Source organism: Moritella sp. JT01 (assembly GCF_001574435.1).
Lineage (GTDB): Bacteria > Pseudomonadota > Gammaproteobacteria > Enterobacterales > Moritellaceae > Moritella.
Map to the genome: position 1 here is coordinate 1 of NZ_LOCN01000004.1, position 22,531 is coordinate 22,531.

Sequence of the window (22,531 nt, forward strand, 5' to 3'; positions counted from 1 at the left end):
CTGTCCTTGTGTCGCATCCTGCAACTTAATCCTTTGGTCTTCTTCCTGAAGCTGTCCTTTGTGTCGCGTCCTGCAACTTAATCCTTCTTCCTGAAGCTGTCCTTGTGTCGCGTCCTGCAACTTAATCCTTTAGTCTTCTTCCTGAAGATGTTCCCGCTACGTCCTTGTGCCTACAAATATACGTCATTAACGCTAAGCAACAAGCGTGTGAATTAAATTAAATTACACAAATTTACAAGAGATAAACGACACAAAACAGTAAGTCATTGATAATAAAGTGAATGCTAAATATTAGCGAGTGTAAGACTAGGTCTAATACCGAGATAAACACAGTGACATAACGACTATGTCTCGGTATCTACATAGTCGATGTCTTACACATGGAAATCTATCTATCCAGCAGATAATATTGTGGATATAAAATACACAGAACATACCCAAACTAAAGTTGTAATAGTTAAAACTTATCGATAAATAATGTTGTTAAAAATAAACATATTATTAACATCTGTATGTATTAGTGCATTTATGCTAATTTATTTTTCAACCTTTTTGCATCTTTGGGATAAAGTGATGAAAACACGGATTACAGAATTATTAGGAATTGAGCATCCTATCGTCTTACCAGGTATGAGTTGGATATCAAAACCAGAACTTGTTGCGGCAGTTTCCAATGCCGGTGGTTTAGGTATTTTAGCAACGGGGCCATTGAGCCAAGAAGAAACCCGCGCAGCAATCAAAAAGATCCGTGAGCTTACAGACAAACCATTTGGTATTGGCGCAACCCTACTGATGCCAGGGGCGAAAGAAAATGCCAAAGTCGGTATTGAAGAGCAAGTACCTGTGATTAACTTTTCACTTGGTAAAGGAGCATGGATCGTCGAACAGGTTCACGCCTATGGTGGTAAGGTTATTGCCACGGTTGTTAATGAGAAACATGCGAAATCAGCACAGTCGATTGGTGCTGATGCCCTGATGGTAACAGGTCATGAAGCTGCCGCACATGGTGGTGATGTTACTTCGCTGGTATTGGTACCAGCGATTGCCAGCGCCGTAGATATTCCGGTGATCGCAACGGGTGGTTTTGCTGATGGTCGAGGTTTAATAGCCGCACTTTCGCTTGGTGCTGAAGGAGTGGCAATGGGATCCCGTTTTGCAACCAGCCAAGAAAGTGCTTTGCATAATGACGTTAAACAAGTCATTACTGGCAAATCTGAGAACGATACTATCTATTCGAAAAACTTTGATGGTCTCTATGCCCGCGTTTTAAAAACGCCAGCTTCTATTAAAGCAACCAAAAAGCCAATGAATTTTGCCTTAGCCTTATTTAAATCGGTGAAGGCCGCTAAAATGGTCGATTTACCGTTTTGGAAATTAGTCGCTGGCGTCTTTGTGCAATTCGATAAAATTAAGCAGTTATCATACTTCGGCGCTGCAACTGAAAAACTAGAAGCTGCCACCATTAATGGTGATCTGACTACTGGTGTGCAATTTATTGGTCAGTCGCAAGGATTGATTAATGATGTACCAAGTGTCGCGATTATCGTAGAGCGCATTATGACAGAAGCAGATAATGTGATTAAGAAATTAGCGAAGCAGTAAGATGATAATGAGCAAGGATGTAGTTTACTACGCCCTTGCTCATTTAGACTATCCGCGCAATGAGATTATGCAGACCAATCAGATAACGCCTGAAGACTAAAGCTTTGTGCACCGACGCGCATAATCACTTCATTTTGTAATATCTCTAAAATTTCAACATTCTCACTTAGCCAACTTCCTTCACGTAAGTCTCGATTATTAAGACGTACACTACGATTTTTTGGTGTCGACGAATACACATGCGAGCTATAACTAATATCAGGAATTTGCGCACGTAAGTGTGCAGGTAAGTCTGTAATAGGGACTGCATTGTGACTTTCTGCGATGACTTTAACAGGTATGCTATCGCTATCACTTGTCGCCGTTAATGCCCGATTAAATTTTGCCAGTAGTTCTGCTGACACATGCTCATTGGCTAATTCAGCATTCATCGTTAATAACTCAGAATTTTGACCCATTTTCACTGCTGGCTTGCTACTCGGTATAATCACAGCAGGTAAATTATCTGCAGAATACGAAGGGGATACTACCGTTACCGGAATACTCACCACGGATAATGGATGTTCAAACTCAATATCAGGTAACTTTAGAATAGTCAGCGGATCTGTTTGTTCAACGCCCGCTAAAACAGACTTAGTCACATTTATATTATGACGAGTATTGTCATTTGCAAGCAAGACTGGACTCCATAATACACTCGCCACTAAGCTTGCACTGATACTGAATAGACTTAATACTTTACCAACTACAAGGCTCATTTTTTCTCCGTTATATGTGTTGCCACATTCAATTTAGGCACAGTGCTGTCGGCATAATGGACAACTGTCATCATCGTTTGAGGTCCAACAATACCGTCAGCAGTTAAACCCGCCTGTTGTTGAAAACGTATCACCTTTTGCATTAATGTTGTATCAAACCTCGTACCTGATAAGGCACTTTCACCAAGCGCAGTACTCACGTTACGATCTAACCAGCGTATTAATGTACCTTTATCATTTTGTTTTAAGCTATTTTTAAAACGACTCGGTGCGGTCCAGAATAATGTGAAATCACCACTCCAATATTTTTCAAACCAAGCTTGGCTCACCAATAAATGGCTGTTGTTTAATTGTAACTCCACACCCAATGGCGTAATACTCAACAACGTTGCGTAATAATCTTCACCGAGGTTATCCAATAAACGAACGACTGCAGGTAAGTTATATTGTACTAATTGTGCATAATTACCCTGCCGCTGCAGACAACGTAATTTAGCGTATTGCGCATTACGACAAGTCGCATCGTTCAACGTAATATCATAGCCCCACTCTTTATATAAAAACTGAGTTGCAGCACTGCTTTGTCGCGCAGATTTAATATTCGCTAATAATGCCTTATCAGACATCACCTCATTAATAACTGGAGGTACTTCATCTATAACAAGTTTGTTTATCTCGCTCTTGTCTGGCGTGTCGCTGACTACCGCTACTTGTGCAGTTGACGCTTTATCTATTAGGCGATCAAATAGCCCTAGCTGAAAACCAGCCAAACCAAAGCCTATTAATACCGTGGCTAACGCACCCGCAAATAAGCCTGTGTTACTGGCCTTGGATTGACCAGTCCCAGTAACAACGACCGCATTAACGGCGTCTTGCACATGTTGGGGGGTGATTCTATTGGCATTTGCTTTAAACGCATAATACAAGGCTTTATCACACACCAAATTAACTAAACGCGGGATACCTGAAGTATGTTGGTAAATCCGCTTTAATACTTTGGTATTAAATAAACCAGGATTACCGGATGCGATACTTAAACGATACGCCACATAACTGGTTAATTCAGATTCTGTTAAAGGCAATAAATGATAACGAGCGGTAATGCGTTGCGCGAGTTGGCGTAATTCAGGCTGTTTTAGTTTTTGCTGTAACTCAGGTTGGCCAATTAACACTATGTGTAATAGCTTTTTATGGTCCATATCGAGGTTGGTTAACAGACGTAATTGTTCCAGTGCTTTGGTGGATAATAATTGCGCTTCATCAATCATAACCACACAGGATTTTTTTTGCTGACAATTACTCAGTAGATAATTATGTAATAAATCAAAGAGTACTTTTAAACTCAGTCCATTATTATCATAGTCGAGCTTAAACTGATCACAGAGCGTCGCGAGTAACTCCAGCTCACTTATCGCAGGATTATGAATATAACCAAGGATCGTGTCATCAGTTAATCCCTCTGCTAATGCACGCGAGACAGTTGTTTTTCCGGTTCCAACTTCGCCAGTTAACATGACAAAGCCACCCGCACCTTGTAAACCATAAGTCAGGTGCGTCAGTGCTTCTTTATGCCTATCGCTCATAAAAAAGAAACGGGGATCGGGCGCAATAGAGAAAGGTATTTCTTTTAAATGAAAAAACTCAGTATACATCTATGATTATCATCCTATGGTTGATGCTTCACGTTAATAGCTAGACAACAAAATGTCAAAAATAGGCAACAAAAATACAACTTTATTCATGAATAAGTCGCTAGGTGCTCATTATCCATCAATTACAACTTAATGACAGCAAGTAAACGGCCATAATCAACAGCAAAGATCGAGTTTCTAAGTAGTTAAGGTATAATTAATAAATACCATGTAATTATCTTGAAGCCATCAGCAAAGTAACAGGGGTTGTTTAGTGCAAATATATTTAGTCGGCGGGGCCGTTCGTGACAAATTATTATCTCTACCGGTAAAAGATAAAGATTTTGTGGTTGTTGGTGCGACACCTTCAGAAATGCTCGCACAAGGCTACCAGCAAGTCGGTAAAGATTTTCCTGTATTCCTACACCCGAGCAGTAAGCAAGAATATGCACTGGCACGAACCGAACGAAAAAGTGGTTCAGGTTATACTGGCTTTACCTGTTATGCCGCGCCGGATGTAACGCTTGAACAAGATCTTGTGCGCCGAGACCTGACCATTAATGCCATGGTTGAAGATATGAACGGTCAAATTATCGACCCACTCAATGCTAGAGCAGATTTAGATAATCGCATACTACGTCATATCTCAGAGAACTTCAGTGAAGACCCATTACGCGTCCTACGCGTGGCTCGTTTTGCCGCACGTTTTCACCACCTTGGTTTTACTATCGCCAATGACACACTGACCTTAATGCAAGGCATGACACGAGCTGGTGATCTTGCTGAATTAACCCCAGAGCGCGTATGGCAAGAAGTTGAAAAGACATTATCCGCAGCGAATCCCGAAATATTTTTCCACATATTAAATGAAATTGGCGCATTGGCGGTTATCTTTCCTGAACTCGATGCCCTCTTTGAGCGAACGTTAGATATGCATAACGAAGGTGATAATGAGACTAAAACTGTCGGCCAGCAAGCATTAATCCAGCTAAAGCAGACTGCATTGCTTTCTGCTGATATAGCCGTTCGCTTTGCTGCATTGATGCAGCAACTTGATAACGCTCAAGTCAGTATTAAAGCATTGGCTAAACGCTGTAAAGTGCCTAACGAACACCGAGATTTAGCACTATTGGTTAGCGCACAACAAGAACACATTCACAGCGCTCCATCCTTAACACCTACTGATCTCATCAGCCTTTTCGACAATACCGATGCATGGCGTAAACCCGAACGTTTTCAGCAAATATTGTTAGCCTGTTCAAGTAGTCAAAACCGTCAATTAGTCGACGAATATCAACCGACCCAATACCTGACAAAGATGCTTAATGCGGCTTGTGATATTGCAGTACAACCGATCATTGCTGCAGGGTTCCGTGGTGCGGAAATCAAACAACAATTAACAACGCAACGTATTGCTGCATTAGCCATATTACGGTCTCAATAAGCACCTGTCATAAGTGATGGTTAACATGCAAGATCAAAAAAGGCTGCTACCTCACAGGTAACAGCCTTTTCTATCTTTAGTCTTTAGTCTTTAGTCTTTAGTACTAATGCTAATGCTAATCGAGGGAATTAAAGCCCTTGAGTGTAGATTAAATAGAACAGACCGGCGCCTAACAGTAGACGGTAGATAACAAACGGGAACATGCCTAGTTTTTCTAGCACTTTCAAAAATACATGGATGCAGGCTACAGCACTAAAGAAAGAAACCACAACGCCTAAGCCCATCGCAAACCAATCAACAGCACGTACTGTCGTAATGATTTCACCCGCTTGCAGCGTTTCAACGACATCACCATGCAGTACTAATTTCAGTGTTAAATAACCACCCGCCATTGCAATAATCGGGATCGACATTAAGAATGAGAAGCGCGCTGCGGCACTACGGCTAAGCCCTAACATTAAACCCGCCGTAATCGTCACCCCCGAGCGAGACGTACCCGGAACTAACGCCAACATTTGTGCAAAACCAATGAATAATGCCCCTTTCCAACCAGTTTTATACTCATCTTTTATTTGCGTTGCATTGGCATCAGCCCACCATAACAGCAAGCCAAAGATAATCGTAGTCGTGGCAATCACCGTGGTACTACGCAAATATAACTCAATTAAATCTTTGCCAAAGAAGCCGACTAACGCAGCCGGAATGGTTGCTAATAGTATGCACCATGCTAGCTGACTGTCTTTCGTGTGTTCTTGTTTAAACAGAGAACGCACCCAAGCTACAGCCATGGTGCCGACTTCGTCACGGAAATAAATAAGTACCGCTAATAATGTACCTATATGTACAGCAACATCAAAAGCAAGACCTTGATCCTCCCAGCCAAGTAATTGTGACGGTAAGATAAGGTGAGCAGAGCTTGATACTGGTAAGAATTCAGTTAGTCCCTGAATCAATGCCAGAACGATCACTTCCAAAGTACTCATTCATATTTCCTTTTATTGTAATAGTTAAAAATAAATCGGTTTAATGATACAGGTTAATACTATAAATTATTCGCATTAACCTTGTTCAATATAATGTCTAGCCCGCTCAGCTATTTTCGGCCATTGCCACTTAGCGAGCATGAGTACCTGTGTTGATTTGTCAAAATCACGCCATAACTCAGCCATTGAAATACCCGATACCGGATGACGTAAATCCGGAGCTAGTTCAGCAAGAGGCCATAATACAAAAGCATGATAAAGAATTTCAGCGCGAGGTAAAATAGGCGTTTCAGACTGAATGATATTGTCGAATAACAATAAATCCAAATCTAAGGTTCGGGGTGCATAACGACGATCAGTCGCTTTACGTCCATGCGTAATTTCAAGATCTTTTAAACACTGCATTAATTCGCTAAGCGATAACGGTGTGGTAAATTCCACCACTAAATTGTAATAGTTATCACCCGTGCAATTGACAGCAACACTTTCGAAAATCGGTGAAATACGGCAGCTATCAAACATGTTATCAAGATCACGTAGCGCATTCGCGACATGATACTCTTTATCAATGTTACTGCCGATGCCGATATACACTAAAGCCATTACGCTAGCGTTCCATCACGCTGACCACGTTCAATATACACACCAACGGTTGCCGCATTTGCGACAGCACCAGGTTTACTCAGTTTGAGGCTAATCCAAGGTATACCAAATGTTGTCATTAATAGTTCAGCAACTTGCTCAGCCATTGTTTCAACTAACTCAAAAATATTGTTTTGTGCAAAGTCAGTGACTAACTTAGATACGGCAGAATAATCCAATGCTTTGGTAATATCATCAGTCAGTGCTGAAGGGCGATTATCATGTGCCATTTTCAAATCAAATACTAACCGTTGAATGATCTTCTTTTCCCAATCATATACACCGATCGTGGTAAAAACTTCTAATTTCTCAATAAATACAATGTCCATGAACTCGTCCGTAGTAAACTTGATAGAGGTCGGATACCCTCGCGAATAAAAAACGCGTATGATAGGTTTCTCAATTTTTATTTATATCTAAAATAAACTACGTAATTGTAAGCCTTGTTACAGCACGTAATTTATTAATGGATATAATAATGCAATAATACAGCAAACCTAGAGAAGAATTAATCAGTAATGACCCTATTGAGCTTAATCTTTATCATTTTCGCCTATCTGCTAGGCTCGATTTCTTCAGCGATCCTTATTTGCCAGCTGTTTCGCTTACCTGATCCACGAAAATACGGTTCACTAAACCCGGGGGCAACCAATGTATTACGTACAGGAAACAAATTCGCCGCAGGCTTAGTCCTCTTTTTTGATATGTTAAAAGGCGCACTACCGGTCTGGGTGGCCTGGTATTTAAACCTCACGCCATTTTCTCTCGGACTCATCGCAATCGCAGCTTGCCTAGGTCATATTTACCCAGTTTTCTTTCAATTTCAAGGTGGTAAAGGGGTTGCAACTGCATTTGGCGCACTACTGACCATCGGTCTTGATTTAGGTGCCTCAATTGTATTGAGCTGGGGGTTATCCTTGGTCGTTACTGGCTATTCGTCAATGGCCGCTATTTTTACGGCTCTCTTCGCGCCAATTTACACCCTTATTTTTAAAGCCCAATATACCCTACCCGTTGCCATGTTATCTTGCCTTATTATTTGGCGTCACTACGACAATATTATGCGTCTGCTGCGAGGTGAAGAAGATAAGATCTGGCTCAAAAAGAAAAAACGTTAAAATTACAATGCAATAACGAGCGTCTACGACAGGTATATAATTCGTTAATATACCTCGATTATACTTACGTCGTTAAATTCAAAGCATAAAAATGCTGTTCCTGAATTTTTTATTAAAAAATCGACACAATTAATTAATTTTCAGTTAGAATGCCCCCCATCTGCGGTACGTTATATATCTAAAGCACTTTAACAAGCACATTGCTTCGTAAAGTTAGACGATATAAAAGGAACATAGTGCAGGATGTTTCCGTAAAAGGCCAAGCGACCTTTTCCGAAAACATCCTTCTATAAAAATGTACTTTGAGGTAATCGTAAAATGGACAACGCTCGACCTATTCGCCGTGCACTTATCAGTGTGTCTGATAAAACTGGTATTGTAGAATTTTCTCGCGGCCTAGTAGAACAAGGCGTCGAATTATTATCTACTGGCGGGACAGCTAAATTATTAGCTGAAAATGACATCCCAGTAATAGAAGTTTCTGACTATACAGGTCATCCAGAGATGATGGATGGTCGTGTTAAAACACTGCATCCTAAAGTACATGGTGGTATTCTTGGCCGTCGTGATATTGATGTTGAAGTAATGTCAGAGCACGGTATCAACCCGATTGATATTGTAGTTGTTAACCTTTACCCATTTGCCAACACTGTTGCCAATCCAAATTGCAGCCTAGCTGACGCCGTTGAGAATATCGACATCGGTGGTCCAACAATGGTTCGCTCTGCAGCTAAAAATCACAAAGACGTGACAATTGTCGTTAACGCTAGCGATTATGACCGTGTATTAAGTGAAATGTCTGCAAACAATACCTCACTGACTCATAAAACCCGTTTCGATCTTGCGATTGCAGCATTTGAGCATACAGCCGCTTATGATGGCATGATCGCAAACTACTTCGGTACTATGGTTCCGAGTTATGGCGACAACACGGAAGGTGATGAAGAATCTAAATTCCCACGCACATTCAACAGCCAATTCATCAAAAAACAAGATATGCGTTACGGTGAAAACAGCCACCAAAAAGCCGCATTCTATGTTGAAAAGCATACCACTGAAGCATCTGTTGCAACAGCAACACAGCTGCAAGGTAAAGCATTATCTTATAACAACATAGCCGATACTGACGCGGCACTCGAATGTGTGAAAGAATTCGATGCACCAGCATGTGTAATTGTAAAGCACGCAAACCCATGTGGTGTGGCGATTGGTGAAGATATCTTAAGTGCTTACGACAGTGCATTTAAAACCGACCCAACATCAGCATTCGGTGGCATCATTGCTTTCAACCGTGAACTTGACGCAGTAACTGCACAAGCAATCGTTGACCGTCAATTTACTGAAGTAATCATTGCACCATCAGTCAGTGCAGAAGCAAGCGTAATTGTTGCAAGTAAGAAAAATGTACGTTTACTTGAATGTGGTGAATGGACAGCTAAAAACGGCGAGTTCGATATTAAACGTGTTAACGGCGGTATCTTAGTTCAAGATCGCGACCGTGGCATGGTCGGCCTAGACGACTTAACGGTTGTATCTAAGCGTCAACCAACAGAACAAGAACTCACTGACCTACTATTCTGCTGGAAAGTGGCTAAGTTTGTTAAATCAAACGCTATTGTTTACGCAAAAGATGGCGTAACAGTGGGTGTGGGTGCTGGTCAAATGAGCCGCGTTTACAGTGCGAAAGTAGCTGGTATTAAAGCCGCTGACGAAGGTCTAGTGGTTGAAGGTTCAGTAATGGCATCGGATGCATTCTTCCCATTCCGTGACGGCATTGATGCTGCAGCGGCTGCCGGTATTAAATGTGTAATCCAACCAGGTGGTTCAATCCGCGATAATGAAATTATCGATGCGGCTAACGAACACGGTATGACAATGATCTTCACCGGCATGCGTCACTTCCGTCACTAAACACATTCGTTAAAAATACAGTCAGCGTGATGACACACATCACGCTGACTGTACTGCTCTCATTCAATTATAAATCTTGTTAAGTATCGTAGAATACCCCCAAGATTAGCGCATAAAGTAAAAGGAATAACATCATTATGAACGTATTAATTATTGGTGGCGGTGGTCGTGAACACGCCCTAGGTTGGAAAGCGGCTCAGTCTAAAAATGTTGAAACTGTATTTATCGCACCTGGTAATATTGGTTCTTCGCTAGAAAACAAATGTAAAAATGTACCTATCCAAGTGGAAGATATTCCAGCATTGGTTGCATTCGCACAAGAAAATAAAATTGAACTAACGATTGTTGGCCCTGAAGTACCATTAGTACTTGGCGTTGTTGATGCCTTCCAAGCTGAAGGTTTGGCTATCTTTGGTCCAACCCAAGGTGCTGCACAGCTAGAAGGCTCAAAAGCATTCTCGAAAGACTTCTTTGCTCGTCACAACATCCCAACAGCGGCATATCAAAACTTCACTGAGATCGCGCCTGCAAAAGCGTATATAAGTGAAATGGGCTGCCCAATTGTAATTAAAGCTGATGGCCTAGCGGCAGGTAAAGGCGTAATTATCGCTGAAACTGAAGCTCAAGCATTTGCTGCAGTTGATGATATGCTTGAAGGTAACAAGTTTGGCGATGCTGGTGCCCGTGTTGTTATCGAAGAATTTTTAGTCGGTGAAGAAGCAAGCTTCATTGTTATGGTTGATGGCGAGAATATTCTGGCGCTAGCAACAAGCCAAGATCATAAAGCGCGTGACAACGGCGATAAAGGACCAAATACAGGGGGTATGGGTGCTTATTCACCAGCACCAGTGGTAACACAAGCTGTTCATGACTTTGCAATGAATGAAGTGATTCGCCCGACTGTTGATGGCATGAAAGCGGAAGGCAATACTTACACTGGTTTCCTTTATGCCGGCCTGATGATTGCACCAGATGGCACCGCGAAAGTATTAGAATATAACTGTCGTTTTGGTGATCCAGAAACACAACCGATCATGATGCGTTTAAAATCAGATCTCGTCGAACTTTGTCTTGCTGCTGTTGCAGGTAAACTAGATACAGTGACTGCGGATTATGACGAACGTGCTGCAGTTGGTGTGGTGATTGCGGCTGGCGGTTACCCTGCTGATTACGCAAAAGGCGACATCATTACGGGCCTACCGAAAGCGGACTCAACTGAAAGCAAAGTGTTCCATGCAGGCACGGCACTGCAAGGTGACAACATTGTGACTAACGGTGGTCGTGTTCTTTGCGCAACTGCACTGGGTAACACTGTGACTGAAGCACAAGAAAATGCGTATAAACTAGCGGCACAAATCAATTGGGAAGGTGCTTTCTACCGTACCGATATTGGTTACCGTGCTATAGCGCGTGAAAACCAAAAATAAGCACAAATAGTCAGACTCTATTTTGATGTTATAAAAATGAGCAGCCACTGGTTGCTCATTTTTTTGCTTGCAATGTAGCTATTACGGCGCTTTAGGTGGGAATTTACTTAAGATACTTTTCACCACGTCTGCAACTAACTTATCCATTTCAGCCGCATCTGTCGATTCAGGTAGACGTTTACTCCCTATGCCTCGCCAAATTAACTCTAAGCTTGTTGGATCAATCACATCGATAACGAGACTACCTTGCTGGTATTCATCAATACGGGTTTCTGTGCGCGCGCTCAGTGACATGCCTCGGTGTCCATAACCAATACCCCAGCCCCAGCTTGGACCATAATCAGAGTAATTATCATAAGTTCGAATGTTAGTTTTCTTTTCCGAGGTAATACTATAATTCACATAAAAATCAGGCGCGGTCGAAGATGAAAATCCTTGTGCAATAAGCTGCTTGTCTATTGCCTTGGTGATACGAACATCCATAATCCGATTATTTAGATAAGTATTTTCTTTTTCAACTGTTGCCGATTTAGGTAACCAATTAAACCCTTTTAATGCGGTAAAGTCTGCACTTTGATCATAATCAGTACTCACCTTAACCGTTGAGCATGCGGTTACAGCTAAGCTTAACAACGCAACCAAATAACCTTTTTTATTAAACAACTGTCTTATTTTCATCATTCCTCCTAGTCACTAACGACTGTCTACTGAAAGGAAACTGTATGTTTCATCCTAGATAGGTTGACTGTAATAGTAATAAAAAAGGCGACTCAATCGTCGCCTTCAATCATTACAGTTTATTCAGAATTTCGTCTGCTAACAGCAAATCATCATTCTGGTTCACACCAATACCCGCCGTAATAATCGCCTGTGCAATTTGTTTTGCTTCCTCTAACGAGTGCATCAGGTAAGTACCACATTGGTATTCGTTTAATTCAGGGATCGCATTTTGATCTTTAACAGTGAGCACATCTTGCATTGCAGCTAACCAAGCATCTGCAACTTGTTGCTCAGTCGGAGCACCAATTAAGCTCATGTAAAAACCCGTACGACAGCCCATTGGCGAAAGATCAATAATTTCTACCGTTGCTGAATTGAGATGGTCACGCATGAAACCAGCGTAAAGATGTTCTAACGTATGAATACCTTTTTCACTTAAAATATCTTTATTTGGTGCACAAAAACGCAGATCAAAGACAGTAATAGTATCTTTACTTGGTGTCGCCATTGTTTTGGCAATACGAACTGCAGGTGCATTCATGATGGTATGGTCAACCGTAAAACTATCCAGTAATGGCATTATTAACACTCCGTTGAAATAATTTAATAAACAAATAATAATTTTATGAACCATTGCTTAATGCTGTAGTCAGATTAAGTGCAAGAGTTGTTTTTTCATTTTTTGGGAGCCTTATTAAGGCTCCTTTTTTTTATTCTTCAACTATTACAATTATTTATGAACCATAACTCAATCCCGTAGTCAGATTAAGTGCAAGAGTTGTTTTTTCATTTTTAGAGCCTAATTATAGGCTCTTTTTTTTATCTATTTTTAGTCGTAGCAAAATATTCACTTAAGAACGCATCAAAATCAAGCGTATCTTCCGCTTCGATTTTCTGTTGTTGCGCGACTGATTGCTGCTGCATGTTATTGAAATAAGTATCATCCCAATGCGCATAATCTGTCGCTAATAATTCTGCTTTATACTTCTTTGCTAAGTTTAAAATAAAATCATTATGCTCTAGACCCTGTGCCTTCATTGCCGCAAGTACTTGCCCAGACAATAATGATTCTGGACGATTAATCAATGCCTGCTGTTCAGCGACCGCTTGCGAAAAATTACTCGCGGCAGTCTCCGTAGCGAGTTGAGCGCCATCTAATAGCCCTGCGACCAGCTGTACTTCAGTAAGAATTTGCCCCGCAACATCAGCAAGTACTTGTTCCTTCCCATCGAATTGTAATGTTAAACCAGGTTTACGTCCTTCCATTACCACTTTCGTGCTGTTATCACGACAGATAGCCATTTCCTCGGCTGTCATCGGAGCTGAAGGCTGCAGTGCCATCCAAACTAATAAGCTATCTAGCACTGACATCTGCGCAGTGGTAATACCGGTAGCAACAAATGGATTCACATCCAAAGAACGGATCTCTATGTACTCAATACCACGAGCAGCTAATGCTTCCGACGGTTTTTCATTTGATTTAGCGACACGCTTAGGTCGAATAGGTGCGTACAGTTCATTTTCAATCTGCAAAACATTGTCATTAAGCTGGCGATACTCACCATCAACCTTAATACCGATATTGGCAAATTCAGGGGCTTTTGTTTTAATCGCTTTCTTCAAACTGTCGGTATAATTTTCTAACGTATTATGACAAATAACCAAATCATCTTGGGCATTATTGGTATAACCCAGATCACTCATGCGTAACGATGTCGCATATGGCATATATAATGTATCTTCACCCAATGTTGAGAACGGTGTTTGTTTCTCCGTCGGTAAGAATGAACGGTTTAACGCAGGAGAAGCACCAAATAGATAAGGCACTAACCAACCATGACGGTAAAAATTACGGATAAGTCCCATATAACTATCAGAAATAAAATCTTGGAGTTCGCCAATTTCACCCTTGAGATCATAAAGCGTTTGCCAAAACGTAATCGGTAATGACACATTATAATGCAGGCCTGAAATAATTTGCATGCTACTGCCATAACGGTGCTTTAAACCGATACGGTAGGTGTGCTTCATTTTACCTGTATTCGATGTACCATATTTAGCTAATGGAATACTCTCAGCATCACAAATCTGGCATGGCATACTTGAAGGCCAAAACAATTCCCCATCAAGGTTTTTAACTACATTACGATGGATATCACTCAATTGCTGTTGCGCCTTGGCGGCACTATCGCTGACAGGCGTAATAAATTCCAATAAGCTTTCAGAATAGTCTGTGGTAATGTGCTGATGACTTAATGCTGAGCCAAACGCTGCAGGATGGCTGTTCTGTGATAAACCACCTGCTTCATTTACGCGTAAACACTCTCGTTCAATGCCGCGGGTGATGCCGTTTAGCGACTGTATATTGCTTGGCTCTGATAATTTTGAGATCAGAGATTTAAATGTAACGTTCAAATTAAATCCACCAATGAACTATATAAAAGTATCACCTTAAAAATTGCACGCTCAATGGAGCAATCTTTAAGGTTAATTTCAAGTCTATTATTTATCTAACAGATCAAAAACTTGAATATCTAAACCAAAGTCTTGAACCTGTTTTTCAATCAACTGACGATCACCAACCACAATAACAGAAAATTTATCGCTCGATAAGTAAGTCTTTGCTAATGCCTGAATTTCAGACTTATTCATCATTTGAATAATCTTGGCTTGCTGCTCTACAAAATCAGGTGATAAATCCAATAATAATAACTGCATTAAGAAATTAGACTTCTGAGCAGGTGTTTCATAAGACAAGGCTTCTTGCTGTGAAATCGCACTTTTCATATAAGCCAGTTCAGAATCAGTGATACCTCCATCTGTATAAGCTTTTAATTCTTTTAGCGTTTCTTTGATCGCATCGCCAGTTACTTCAGCGCGAACATCTGCAGATGAAGAGAAAAAACCATATTCACGATCAGCATAAAATCCTGTCATCGCTCCGTATGTATACCCTTTATCTTCGCGTAAATTCTGATTCAAGCGGCTATTAAAGTTACCACCTAAATTAAAGTTCATTAGGTTCGCTTTAAAAAAATCACCTATCACATCATACGCTACCGCGGGTGATATAACTTTGACTACAGATTGTACCGCCCCTGGCTTATCAACGATATAAAGTGTATTCGGTTGCCATAACGGTGCTTTTGCTAGAAGCGGGTAAGTCACTGCAGGTAAATGAGCGCCTTGCTGTAAAAAACCTAACGACGTCGTAACAGCAGCTTCACTAACATCACCAACCACCACGATTTTAGCTTCTGCTAAGTTATAATATTGCTGATAGTAAGCAACTACATCACCACGCGTTAATGTTGCTTGATCTTTCAATGTACCGGATGATGGGTTACCAGTAACACGGTCCTCACCATACAAAATACGCTGTGTGGCTAATTGCCCTAACCAACCGACTCTTTGCTGATTTTGTAATGACGCTTGTCTTGACTGAGCTTTAATACGCGTGAAATCAGCGTCTACAAAACCCGGTTTAAACAATTTCTCTTCTAATATTGCTAATGTTGCAGGTAAATTTTTCGATAAACTGTTAACACTGATGCTCGTACCATAAAGGCCTGCAGAGAAATTAATGCTACTGCCGAGTGATTGTAATTGATCGTTGAGCTCTGCCGATGAATGCAGCGTTGTAGATTGATTCATCATAGCGGCCGTTAATTTCGCGATCCCTTGTTTATCAACGCTTTCAACACGTCGTCCACCTTTTACATTAATCTGTATACTCACAGTAGGGGTTTCATCGTATACCGTACCAAGCATTTGAATGTCATTCGCGAGTGATTGACGCCATAATGTCGGTAATGTTTGCTGTGGATTATCGCCCGCTTGTGGCATCACTGAACGATCAAAGGTATCTTTCGTCGTTCTGACTGCGAATGTTTGAGCTAGCTGCGCATTTTGCTGACCAATATTACGTGGTGCAGGTGTAAACGTCGAAACATGGGCGACATATTCCAACTTACCTTTAGGCACAACACTCATGATCACTTTGGGTTTATTTTCGAGGTATTTTTTATAACCTGCAATCCCTTCTTCTGCAGTAATCGTATTAAAAACGGATAACCCCTTGGTTAAGTAATTAGGATCATTCATCAAGGTTTCACCTAACGCAAGCTCTTTGGCTTTTCCTGCAACACTTTGCATACCAAATATCGTGGAGCTTTCAATGATCGAGCGTAATCGGGTTACTTCAGAAGGTGCGATGCCTTTATCTGCTAACTCTTTTATCGAGGCATTAATCTTCGCTAATAAGGGGGCTAGCTCCATCCCTTTGGCTGGGTTAGGTTGCGTATATATATCAAAAGTACAACTTAGTTCACTGCAGGTGTGATAAGCAGCCACATTTGTTGCATAGCCCGTTTCCACTAAATTTTTATACAAAATTGAATTTTTTCCTCCTCCTAAGGCATAAGCAAACAGATCGAGCGGTGCTTCGTCTTTATGTCCCATATATACCGTTGGATAACTGATATACAGCATCGGCTGTGGCACGTTATCTTCTAAGGTAATATAACGATCTTTATCAAGACTCACAGGCACCGGTTGCATATCTTTTACTTCAGGACCTTCCGGGATTGTCGAAAAATACTGATTTACCCACGCTAAGGTCTCCGCTTTATCAAATTTGCCCGCAATCGTCAGCGTTGCATTGTTCGGTCCATACCAACGTAAGAAAAATTGTTTTAAATCATTAACATCAACACGGTCTAAATCTTCAACATAACCAATTGGTTGCCAAGCATAAGGATGATTCCGTGGATATAAAGCTTCACCTATACGTTCACCAAGTAAACCGTAAGGGCGATTATCAACGCGTTGTGAACGCTCGTTTTTAACCGTAGCACGTTGGATCTCAAATTTACGTTGATCAACTGCATCTAATAAAAAACCCATACGATCGGCTTCCAACCACAGTATTTTTTCTAATTGATTCGCAGGTACGGTTTGGTAATAATTCGTTCTATCTTGATTGGTACTGCCGTTCATCGAACCGCCAGCTTCATTAACAATTTTGAAATGCTGCTGATCACCAACATTTTTACTGCCTTGGAACATCATATGCTCGAAGAAATGCGCAAAACCCGATTTACCGAGCTCTTCACGTGCAGAACCAACATGGTAAGTCATATCAATATACGTTAGCGGGTCAGAATCGTCTTCGTGTAAGATAACGGTAAGGCCATTACTTAACTGGTATTTTTCATAGGGTATGAGCAAGCTACCAGGCACTTTTTCTTGCTGACCCACTAATGTCATTCCACTCGGCAATGCTGCGATATCACTGTCTTTATCAAGTAATGAGCACCCACTAAGTAACAACACTGAAGAACTCAGTACCACAGCACCATAAAAAGAATTCAAACGCATCAAAAATTCCTCGTTAATTTTAAATTGAATATAAAATAATGACTAATAGAAACTCATAAACCAGATAATAATTGCATAGCGAATTGATTTACCTAGCATAATCGCGATAAAAGAAAGTACAGGATTTAAACGTAACCAACCTGCTAATAAACAAAAAACATCACCGAAAACAGGTAACCAACTAAATAGCAAACTACTCCAACCCCATCGTTGAATCACGCCGTGTACACGGCGGTAGTGCTTATTTTCTGAAAAATCAATCGGCTTTTTCGCATAAATAAAATACCCCATGTAAAAGGTAAGGATAGATCCTAATACATTACCACTGGTCGCCATAATAAAAAGCTGCCAATGCGACCACGAGCCTTCAACTAGCATCGCGGTTAATAATATTTCTGAACTACCAGGTAAAATGGTCGCAGACGTAAAACTACTTAAAAACAATAACCAAAGACCCATCTAATCCTCTAAATTTCATCTATCTACGGTTACCCATAGTATTACCACTAAGAGAATTAAGTCACACTATATATTGAAGTTAGACGTATAATCAAAGTTAAGCATGTTAATGTTGTGCTTAACGCACTTATGGGTACACAGACTGTGTAATATTTAACTGTTCTATAAATATTAAGTACATAATTAAAAGTGGTAGGACAGTTTAGCCACTATATAATTCAATAAACAGTGATAAATCGCTACGTTGGGGAGTTTATGTTTAAATTTTTTCTATTACCTTTAGTACTCAGTATCTTGTGGTTTGGATTCTTGCAATATAATAGCTGGAGCATACAGCAAGGTAAGAAAGGCTTTATCTATATTATTGGCGGCACAACGACCATCATCGCATTTCTTAGTTTGATGATATTTTTAACTCAATAGCAGCCAACTCTTAACGGCTTGCAATGATAACCTCATCACCACCTCAATTTAATACACAAAGTCGATAATCTGCTACAAAATTCTTATTACATCAAATAGGCATGATCTTAACGTTTAAAAAATAATAAAATTGGAACCAGTTCGCAATCTAAGTAAATAAGCATAGATCAAAGCTTAAAATAACAATAGAGTAATAACTCTATTGTTATTTACCCGATAAAATACTGCAACGGATAACTTTGCAGCTATTAAGGAATAACTATGACAGAAAAACTCAGTATTGGTGATATTGATGTGCTTATAGAAGGTACAGGGAAAGATACTATTGTGATGATCCATGGTTGGCCGGATACTTACCGAATATGGGATGATCAGGTTGCCGCATTAAAAGGTTCTTACCGCTGTGTGCGTTTTACACTGCCAGGTTACGCCATCGATAAACCACGTAAGTATTATAATCTTGCAGACATAGTTGAGACGATTGATGCCGTGGTCAATGAAGTAGGAGCTGGAAAACCTGTTACCTTGTTGATACATGACTGGGGCAGTTTTTTCGGTTACCAATATTATATGCGTAATAAGTCCAAAGTAAGTAAAATTATTAGCATTGATATTGGCGATGCAGGTTCTCCCGATCACGTACTCACCAGCAAAGCTAAAGCCTTTATGTTTGCCTATCAAATGTGGCTCGCAGCAGCTTGGAAAATAGGTGGTACCATCGGTGATAAGATGACCCGTAAGATGGCTAAAGCATTAAATTCACCCGGAGATCCTGCGAGCATAACCTCAGCGATGACCTATTCCTACTACTGGAAATGGAGTCACACTCTTACAGGACGTCCTTTAGGAAACTTACCCATCGACATCACTTGTCCACTGCTTTTTGTTTATGGAAAAAATAAACCGGGTATGTTCCATTCTCAACATTGGGAACAAAAAATGGCGGCCATTCCAGGTAATAAAGTCGTCGCGCTTAATACCCGTCACTGGGTAATGACAGAACAACCAGAAGTATTCAATCAGTTGCTGATAGAGTGGTTAGAGTCTCAGAAAATAGAATAGGCATGTATGAGAGAGTGAATAAATTTCAGACATAAAAAAACCGCAATTAAGCGGTTTATTTATTTAATGGCGGAGAGGGAGGGATTCGAACCCTCGATGGGATTTAAAGCCCATACTCCCTTAGCAGGGGAGCGCCTTCGGCCACTCGGCCACCTCTCCACACAAACCCTATTATTATGAAAAACATCGACAATGTAAAGACTTACATCGGAACAATTCATAATAATATAATAAATGGTGCGGATGGGAGGATTCGAACCTCCGACCGCCTGGTTCGTAGCCAGGTACTCTATCCAGCTGAGCTACATCCGCACAAAAAATTATATTTAAAATAGATGGTGCGGATGGGAGGAGTCGAACCTCCGACCGCCTGGTTCGTAGCCAGGTACTCTATCCAGCTGAGCTACATCCGCACATATTCTATTTTAAGAACTTGTTTTATTTTACCGTTTAACGAATTAAACCATAAAAATTAAATTGTGGTTTGAACAAATGGTGCGGATGGGAGGATTCGAACCTCCGACCGCCTGGTTCGTAGCCAGGTACTCTATCCAGCTGAGCTACATCCGCACATAATTTGTTCTGTTAGGTTTACGTTCTACAACGTCTAGTTTTAAATCTCTAGTTGATTTGAATAAATGGTGCGGATGGGAGGATTCGAACCTCCGACCGCCTGGTTCGTAGCCAGGTACTCTATCCAGCTGAGCTACATCCGCACATAATTTATTCTTTTCTTTACCAAGTAAACGTTATGGTTTATTTAGTAAATATTTTTGTTAAAACCAATGGTGCGGATGGGAGGATTCGAACCTCCGACCGCCTGGTTCGTAGCCAGGTACTCTATCCAGCTGAGCTACATCCGCACATATTTGGTCTAACTTATAATTTTCATAATTAGATTAAGTGTTTTCAACTTCTACTAATTACTTAGAATTAATTCTAATCGAAATAATGGTGCGGATGGGAGGAGTCGAACCTCCGACCGCCTGGTTCGTAGCCAGGTACTCTATCCAGCTGAGCTACATCCGCATAACAATTATTTCTCACAACGTCCAAAAAGCTGACCAAAACACTATAACATATTTTTCAACATGCGATAGGAGTAGGACAACAATGGCGGAGAGGGAGGGATTCGAACCCTCGATGGGATTTAAAGCCCATACTCCCTTAGCAGGGGAGCGCCTTCGGCCACTCGGCCACCTCTCCGTGTTGTTGGCGCTCATAATACGGGTACTGGAAAATAAGTCAAATATTAATTAACTGCACTGAAGAAACTGTTTAAGTTTCAAACAACAAAACTACTATTGCAGCAAAAATGGGATGAAAACCCCAAAATAGTCAAAAAAAAGATAAAAAAAAGGGCTTAGCATCGCTAAACCCAGTCTGTAATAATTTTATTATTCTAATTTAGAAGTTGCCTTCAGGGCTTTCGCCTTTTTCTGCTTGAATTCGCATGTAGATCTCTTCACGGTGAACAGATACTTCTTTAGGCGCATTAACACCGATACGAACTTGATTTCCTTTAACACCTAAAACAGTAACTGTAACTTCATCACCAATCATAAGTGTTTCGCCAACACGGCGCGTCAATATTAGCATTAAGTTATTCCTCAACTAATTCATTATATTTTTTTAAGCCGACTATTATTCTATTAAAAGCTTCAATGTAAAACAAGAAAAGAATAAATAAGACTTAATTTGCTGTTAATTCACTCAGTTCAAGCAACATCTAAGTTGAATGCAGCGTGCAATGCACGAACACCGAGTTCTAAATACTTTTCGTCCACGATCACTGAAATCTTAATTTCAGAAGTTGAAATCAACTGCATGTTGATTCCTTCACGGCCTAAAACTTCAAACATTGTTTTAGCGACGCCTGGATGATTCCACATACCGACACCTACTATTGAAATTTTAGCAATACGATCGTTACCTTGCACATTTTTTCCAGATAATTCTTCACAAGTCTTTTCCAAGAGAGCTCTCGCGGCTTGGTAATCGTCACGATGAACAGTAAAGGTAAAATCAACAAGACCATCTTTACCGTGTGCATTTTGGACGATAACGTCAACATCAATACCAGCATCACCAATTGGCGTTAAGATATTGGCTGCGACTAAAGGTTCATCAGGAATACCTGATATTGTTAAACTTGCTTCATCGCGGTTAAACGCAATGCCAGATATGATTGCTGATTCCATTTTTTTTACGTCCTCGTAAGTAATCAATGTCCCTTCACCTTCTTCAAATGAAGATAGTACACGTAAAGGTACATTGTATTTCCCTGCAAATTCGACCGAGCGAATTTGTAATACTTTGGCACCTAAGCTCGCCATTTCAAGCATCTCTTCGAAAGTGATGCGATCCAATTTCCGTGCGCGCGGTTCAACCCGAGGGTCGGTGGTATAGACGCCATTAACGTCAGTATAAATCTGACATTCATCAGCTTTCAGTACAGCTGCAATTGCAACTGCGGTTGTGTCCGAGCCGCCGCGCCCTAACGTCGTGATATTATTATTTTCATCACGACCTTGGAAACCTGCAACTACGACCACTTTACCTTCATCTAGATGACGTTGTAAGTTGTCTGTTTCAACCGTTTTGATGCGAGCCTTACCATGGCTGTTATCGGTTTTCATTTGAACTTGATCACCCGTCATTGATATCGCATCGACACCTGCTTTATGCAGCGCGATAGTTAACAATGCAATCGTAACCTGTTCACCAGTTGAAACTAATACATCCATTTCTCTGCGGTCGGCGTTCTCATCGAGCGCTTTCGCCATGCCCAGTAAACGATTTGTTTCACCAGACATTGCCGACACGACCACAACTATTTGATTTCCCTGTTCACGAGATTTTTTCACTCGCTGGGCAACAGCTTCAATTCGCTCAATTGAACCAACTGAAGTACCCCCATATTTTTGTACATACAACGCCACAACAACTTCCTTTAATAACCTTTAATTTAT

The 22,531-nt window shown here is 40.8% G+C and carries 19 protein-coding genes and 8 tRNA genes; 7 read left to right on the top strand and 20 right to left on the bottom strand.

The features are described 5' to 3' along the window. Positions 1-573 precede the first annotated feature (573 nt). Positions 574-1,602: a nitronate monooxygenase family protein gene (locus AKG98_RS03540; protein ID WP_067041517.1), complete on the top strand. Its 1,029-nt coding sequence runs from the start codon at positions 574-576 to the stop codon at positions 1,600-1,602. 65 nt (positions 1,603-1,667) lie between these two features. Here the strand turns inward: AKG98_RS03540 and AKG98_RS03545 are convergent, their stop codons facing one another. Together AKG98_RS03545 and AKG98_RS03550 are read right to left on the bottom strand one after the other, a co-directional pair. Then, entirely contained in the window at positions 1,668-2,360 is a 693-nt protein-coding gene (locus tag AKG98_RS03545) for a general secretion pathway protein GspB (protein ID WP_083543875.1), read from the bottom strand. Then, positions 2,357-4,012 (bottom strand): ExeA family protein, encoded by a 1,656-nt coding sequence (locus tag AKG98_RS03550; protein ID WP_067041520.1) that lies wholly within the window; start codon positions 4,010-4,012, stop codon positions 2,357-2,359. The genes AKG98_RS03545 and AKG98_RS03550 overlap by 4 nt, the downstream gene beginning before the upstream one ends. 253 nt (positions 4,013-4,265) lie before the next feature. Between AKG98_RS03550 and AKG98_RS03555 the strand changes: the two genes are divergently transcribed. After that, positions 4,266-5,435, top strand: a complete 1,170-nt coding sequence (locus AKG98_RS03555) for a multifunctional CCA addition/repair protein (protein WP_067041523.1) — start codon at positions 4,266-4,268, stop codon at positions 5,433-5,435. Between the two features lie 128 nt (positions 5,436-5,563). On the opposite strand, the gene AKG98_RS03560 is transcribed toward AKG98_RS03555, so the two are convergent. The 3 genes from AKG98_RS03560 to folB form a co-directional block, all read right to left on the bottom strand. After that, positions 5,564-6,418 carry an undecaprenyl-diphosphate phosphatase gene (locus tag AKG98_RS03560; RefSeq protein WP_067041526.1) on the bottom strand — a complete coding sequence of 285 codons (855 nt, stop codon included), beginning with the start codon at positions 6,416-6,418 and terminating at the stop codon, positions 5,564-5,566. Positions 6,419-6,493: 75 nt separating this feature from the next. Next, on the bottom strand, positions 6,494-7,021 hold the full coding sequence (folK, locus tag AKG98_RS03565; RefSeq protein WP_067041529.1) for a 2-amino-4-hydroxy-6-hydroxymethyldihydropteridine diphosphokinase: 528 nt from the start codon (positions 7,019-7,021) through the stop codon (positions 6,494-6,496). Next, positions 7,021-7,389, bottom strand: a complete 369-nt coding sequence (folB, locus tag AKG98_RS03570) for a dihydroneopterin aldolase (RefSeq protein WP_067041533.1) — start codon at positions 7,387-7,389, stop codon at positions 7,021-7,023. Before folB ends, folK begins: the two co-directional genes overlap by 1 nt. Positions 7,390-7,578: 189 nt before the next feature. Here folB and plsY point away from each other — a divergent pair, with 189 nt between their 5' ends. The 3 genes from plsY (at position 7,579) to purD (ending at position 11,516) form a co-directional block, all read left to right on the top strand. Continuing rightward, positions 7,579-8,178 (top strand): glycerol-3-phosphate 1-O-acyltransferase PlsY, encoded by a 600-nt coding sequence (gene plsY / locus AKG98_RS03575; RefSeq protein WP_067041536.1) that lies wholly within the window; start codon positions 7,579-7,581, stop codon positions 8,176-8,178. A gap of 318 nt (positions 8,179-8,496) precedes the next feature. Then, positions 8,497-10,089 (top strand): bifunctional phosphoribosylaminoimidazolecarboxamide formyltransferase/IMP cyclohydrolase, encoded by a 1,593-nt coding sequence (purH, locus tag AKG98_RS03580; RefSeq protein ID WP_067041540.1) that lies wholly within the window; start codon positions 8,497-8,499, stop codon positions 10,087-10,089. 137 nt (positions 10,090-10,226) lie between these two features. Next, positions 10,227-11,516 carry a phosphoribosylamine--glycine ligase gene (gene purD / locus AKG98_RS03585; protein WP_067041543.1) on the top strand — a complete coding sequence of 430 codons (1,290 nt, stop codon included), beginning with the start codon at positions 10,227-10,229 and terminating at the stop codon, positions 11,514-11,516. An 81-nt stretch (positions 11,517-11,597) separates the two neighbouring features. On the opposite strand, the gene AKG98_RS03590 is transcribed toward purD, so the two are convergent. From AKG98_RS03590 to AKG98_RS03610, 5 genes are all read right to left on the bottom strand, one after another. Further along, a complete protein-coding gene (locus AKG98_RS03590; protein ID WP_228140197.1) occupies positions 11,598-12,197 on the bottom strand; it encodes a DUF4136 domain-containing protein in 600 nt (199 codons plus the stop codon). 109 nt (positions 12,198-12,306) lie between these two features. Then, entirely contained in the window at positions 12,307-12,816 is a 510-nt protein-coding gene (gene luxS / locus AKG98_RS03595) for an S-ribosylhomocysteine lyase (RefSeq protein ID WP_067041549.1), read from the bottom strand. 239 nt (positions 12,817-13,055) lie between these two features. Continuing rightward, positions 13,056-14,651 (bottom strand): glutamate--cysteine ligase, encoded by a 1,596-nt coding sequence (gshA, locus tag AKG98_RS03600; protein ID WP_067041552.1) that lies wholly within the window; start codon positions 14,649-14,651, stop codon positions 13,056-13,058. 87 nt (positions 14,652-14,738) lie between these two features. Continuing rightward, complete coding sequence (locus AKG98_RS03605) at positions 14,739-17,615, bottom strand: pitrilysin family protein (protein WP_067041555.1); 2,877 nt, start codon at positions 17,613-17,615, stop codon at positions 14,739-14,741. Positions 17,616-17,657: 42 nt separating this feature from the next. Continuing rightward, on the bottom strand, positions 17,658-18,074 hold the full coding sequence (locus AKG98_RS03610) for a YqaA family protein (protein ID WP_067041557.1): 417 nt from the start codon (positions 18,072-18,074) through the stop codon (positions 17,658-17,660). 255 nt (positions 18,075-18,329) lie between these two features. Here AKG98_RS03610 and AKG98_RS22420 point away from each other — a divergent pair, with 255 nt between their 5' ends. Together AKG98_RS22420 and AKG98_RS03615 are read left to right on the top strand one after the other, a co-directional pair. Further along, entirely contained in the window at positions 18,330-18,497 is a 168-nt protein-coding gene (locus AKG98_RS22420; protein WP_198155396.1) for a hypothetical protein, read from the top strand. 261 nt (positions 18,498-18,758) lie between these two features. Then, positions 18,759-19,559: an alpha/beta fold hydrolase gene (locus AKG98_RS03615; protein ID WP_067041560.1), complete on the top strand. Its 801-nt coding sequence runs from the start codon at positions 18,759-18,761 to the stop codon at positions 19,557-19,559. A 67-nt stretch (positions 19,560-19,626) separates the two neighbouring features. Here the strand turns inward: AKG98_RS03615 and AKG98_RS03620 are convergent. The 10 genes from AKG98_RS03620 to AKG98_RS03665 form a co-directional block, all read right to left on the bottom strand. Continuing rightward, positions 19,627-19,718 (bottom strand) — tRNA-Ser (locus tag AKG98_RS03620). A gap of 76 nt (positions 19,719-19,794) precedes the next feature. After that, positions 19,795-19,871 (bottom strand) — tRNA-Arg (locus AKG98_RS03625). A gap of 24 nt (positions 19,872-19,895) precedes the next feature. Further along, a tRNA-Arg gene (locus AKG98_RS03630) sits at positions 19,896-19,972 on the bottom strand. Positions 19,973-20,052: 80 nt separating this feature from the next. Then, a tRNA-Arg gene (locus AKG98_RS03635) sits at positions 20,053-20,129 on the bottom strand. A gap of 69 nt (positions 20,130-20,198) precedes the next feature. Further along, positions 20,199-20,275: transfer RNA gene (locus AKG98_RS03640), tRNA-Arg, on the bottom strand. 70 nt (positions 20,276-20,345) lie between these two features. Next, positions 20,346-20,422, bottom strand: a tRNA-Arg gene (locus AKG98_RS03645). Between the two features lie 89 nt (positions 20,423-20,511). Then, positions 20,512-20,588, bottom strand: a tRNA-Arg gene (locus tag AKG98_RS03650). An 85-nt stretch (positions 20,589-20,673) separates the two neighbouring features. Continuing rightward, positions 20,674-20,765: transfer RNA gene (locus tag AKG98_RS03655), tRNA-Ser, on the bottom strand. 201 nt (positions 20,766-20,966) lie between these two features. After that, entirely contained in the window at positions 20,967-21,158 is a 192-nt protein-coding gene (gene csrA, locus AKG98_RS03660) for a carbon storage regulator CsrA (RefSeq protein WP_006033372.1), read from the bottom strand. A gap of 119 nt (positions 21,159-21,277) precedes the next feature. Further along, positions 21,278-22,501, bottom strand: a complete 1,224-nt coding sequence (locus AKG98_RS03665) for an aspartate kinase (protein WP_067041563.1) — start codon at positions 22,499-22,501, stop codon at positions 21,278-21,280. Positions 22,502-22,531: the final 30 nt, after the last annotated feature.

Excerpts from the sequence above, each read along its gene's own strand:
- AKG98_RS03540 (WP_067041517.1), top strand. The coding sequence starts at position 574 with ATGAAAACACGGATTACAGAATTATTAGGAATTGAGCATCCTATCGTC.
- AKG98_RS03545 (WP_083543875.1), bottom strand. The coding sequence starts at position 2,360 with ATGAGCCTTGTAGTTGGTAAAGTATTAAGTCTATTCAGTATCAGTGCA.
- AKG98_RS03550 (WP_067041520.1), bottom strand. The coding sequence starts at position 4,012 with ATGTATACTGAGTTTTTTCATTTAAAAGAAATACCTTTCTCTATTGCG.
- AKG98_RS03560 (WP_067041526.1), bottom strand. The coding sequence starts at position 6,418 with ATGAGTACTTTGGAAGTGATCGTTCTGGCATTGATTCAGGGACTAACT.
- folK (WP_067041529.1), bottom strand. The coding sequence starts at position 7,021 with ATGGCTTTAGTGTATATCGGCATCGGCAGTAACATTGATAAAGAGTAT.
- folB (WP_067041533.1), bottom strand. The coding sequence starts at position 7,389 with ATGGACATTGTATTTATTGAGAAATTAGAAGTTTTTACCACGATCGGT.
- plsY (WP_067041536.1), top strand. The coding sequence starts at position 7,579 with ATGACCCTATTGAGCTTAATCTTTATCATTTTCGCCTATCTGCTAGGC.
- purH (WP_067041540.1), top strand. The coding sequence starts at position 8,497 with ATGGACAACGCTCGACCTATTCGCCGTGCACTTATCAGTGTGTCTGAT.
- purD (WP_067041543.1), top strand. The coding sequence starts at position 10,227 with ATGAACGTATTAATTATTGGTGGCGGTGGTCGTGAACACGCCCTAGGT.
- AKG98_RS03590 (WP_228140197.1), bottom strand. The coding sequence starts at position 12,197 with ATGATGAAAATAAGACAGTTGTTTAATAAAAAAGGTTATTTGGTTGCG.
- luxS (WP_067041549.1), bottom strand. The coding sequence starts at position 12,816 with ATGCCATTACTGGATAGTTTTACGGTTGACCATACCATCATGAATGCA.
- AKG98_RS03605 (WP_067041555.1), bottom strand. The coding sequence starts at position 17,615 with ATGCGTTTGAATTCTTTTTATGGTGCTGTGGTACTGAGTTCTTCAGTG.
- AKG98_RS03610 (WP_067041557.1), bottom strand. The coding sequence starts at position 18,074 with ATGGGTCTTTGGTTATTGTTTTTAAGTAGTTTTACGTCTGCGACCATT.
- AKG98_RS22420 (WP_198155396.1), top strand. The coding sequence starts at position 18,330 with ATGTTTAAATTTTTTCTATTACCTTTAGTACTCAGTATCTTGTGGTTT.
- AKG98_RS03615 (WP_067041560.1), top strand. The coding sequence starts at position 18,759 with ATGACAGAAAAACTCAGTATTGGTGATATTGATGTGCTTATAGAAGGT.
- csrA (WP_006033372.1), bottom strand. The coding sequence starts at position 21,158 with ATGCTAATATTGACGCGCCGTGTTGGCGAAACACTTATGATTGGTGAT.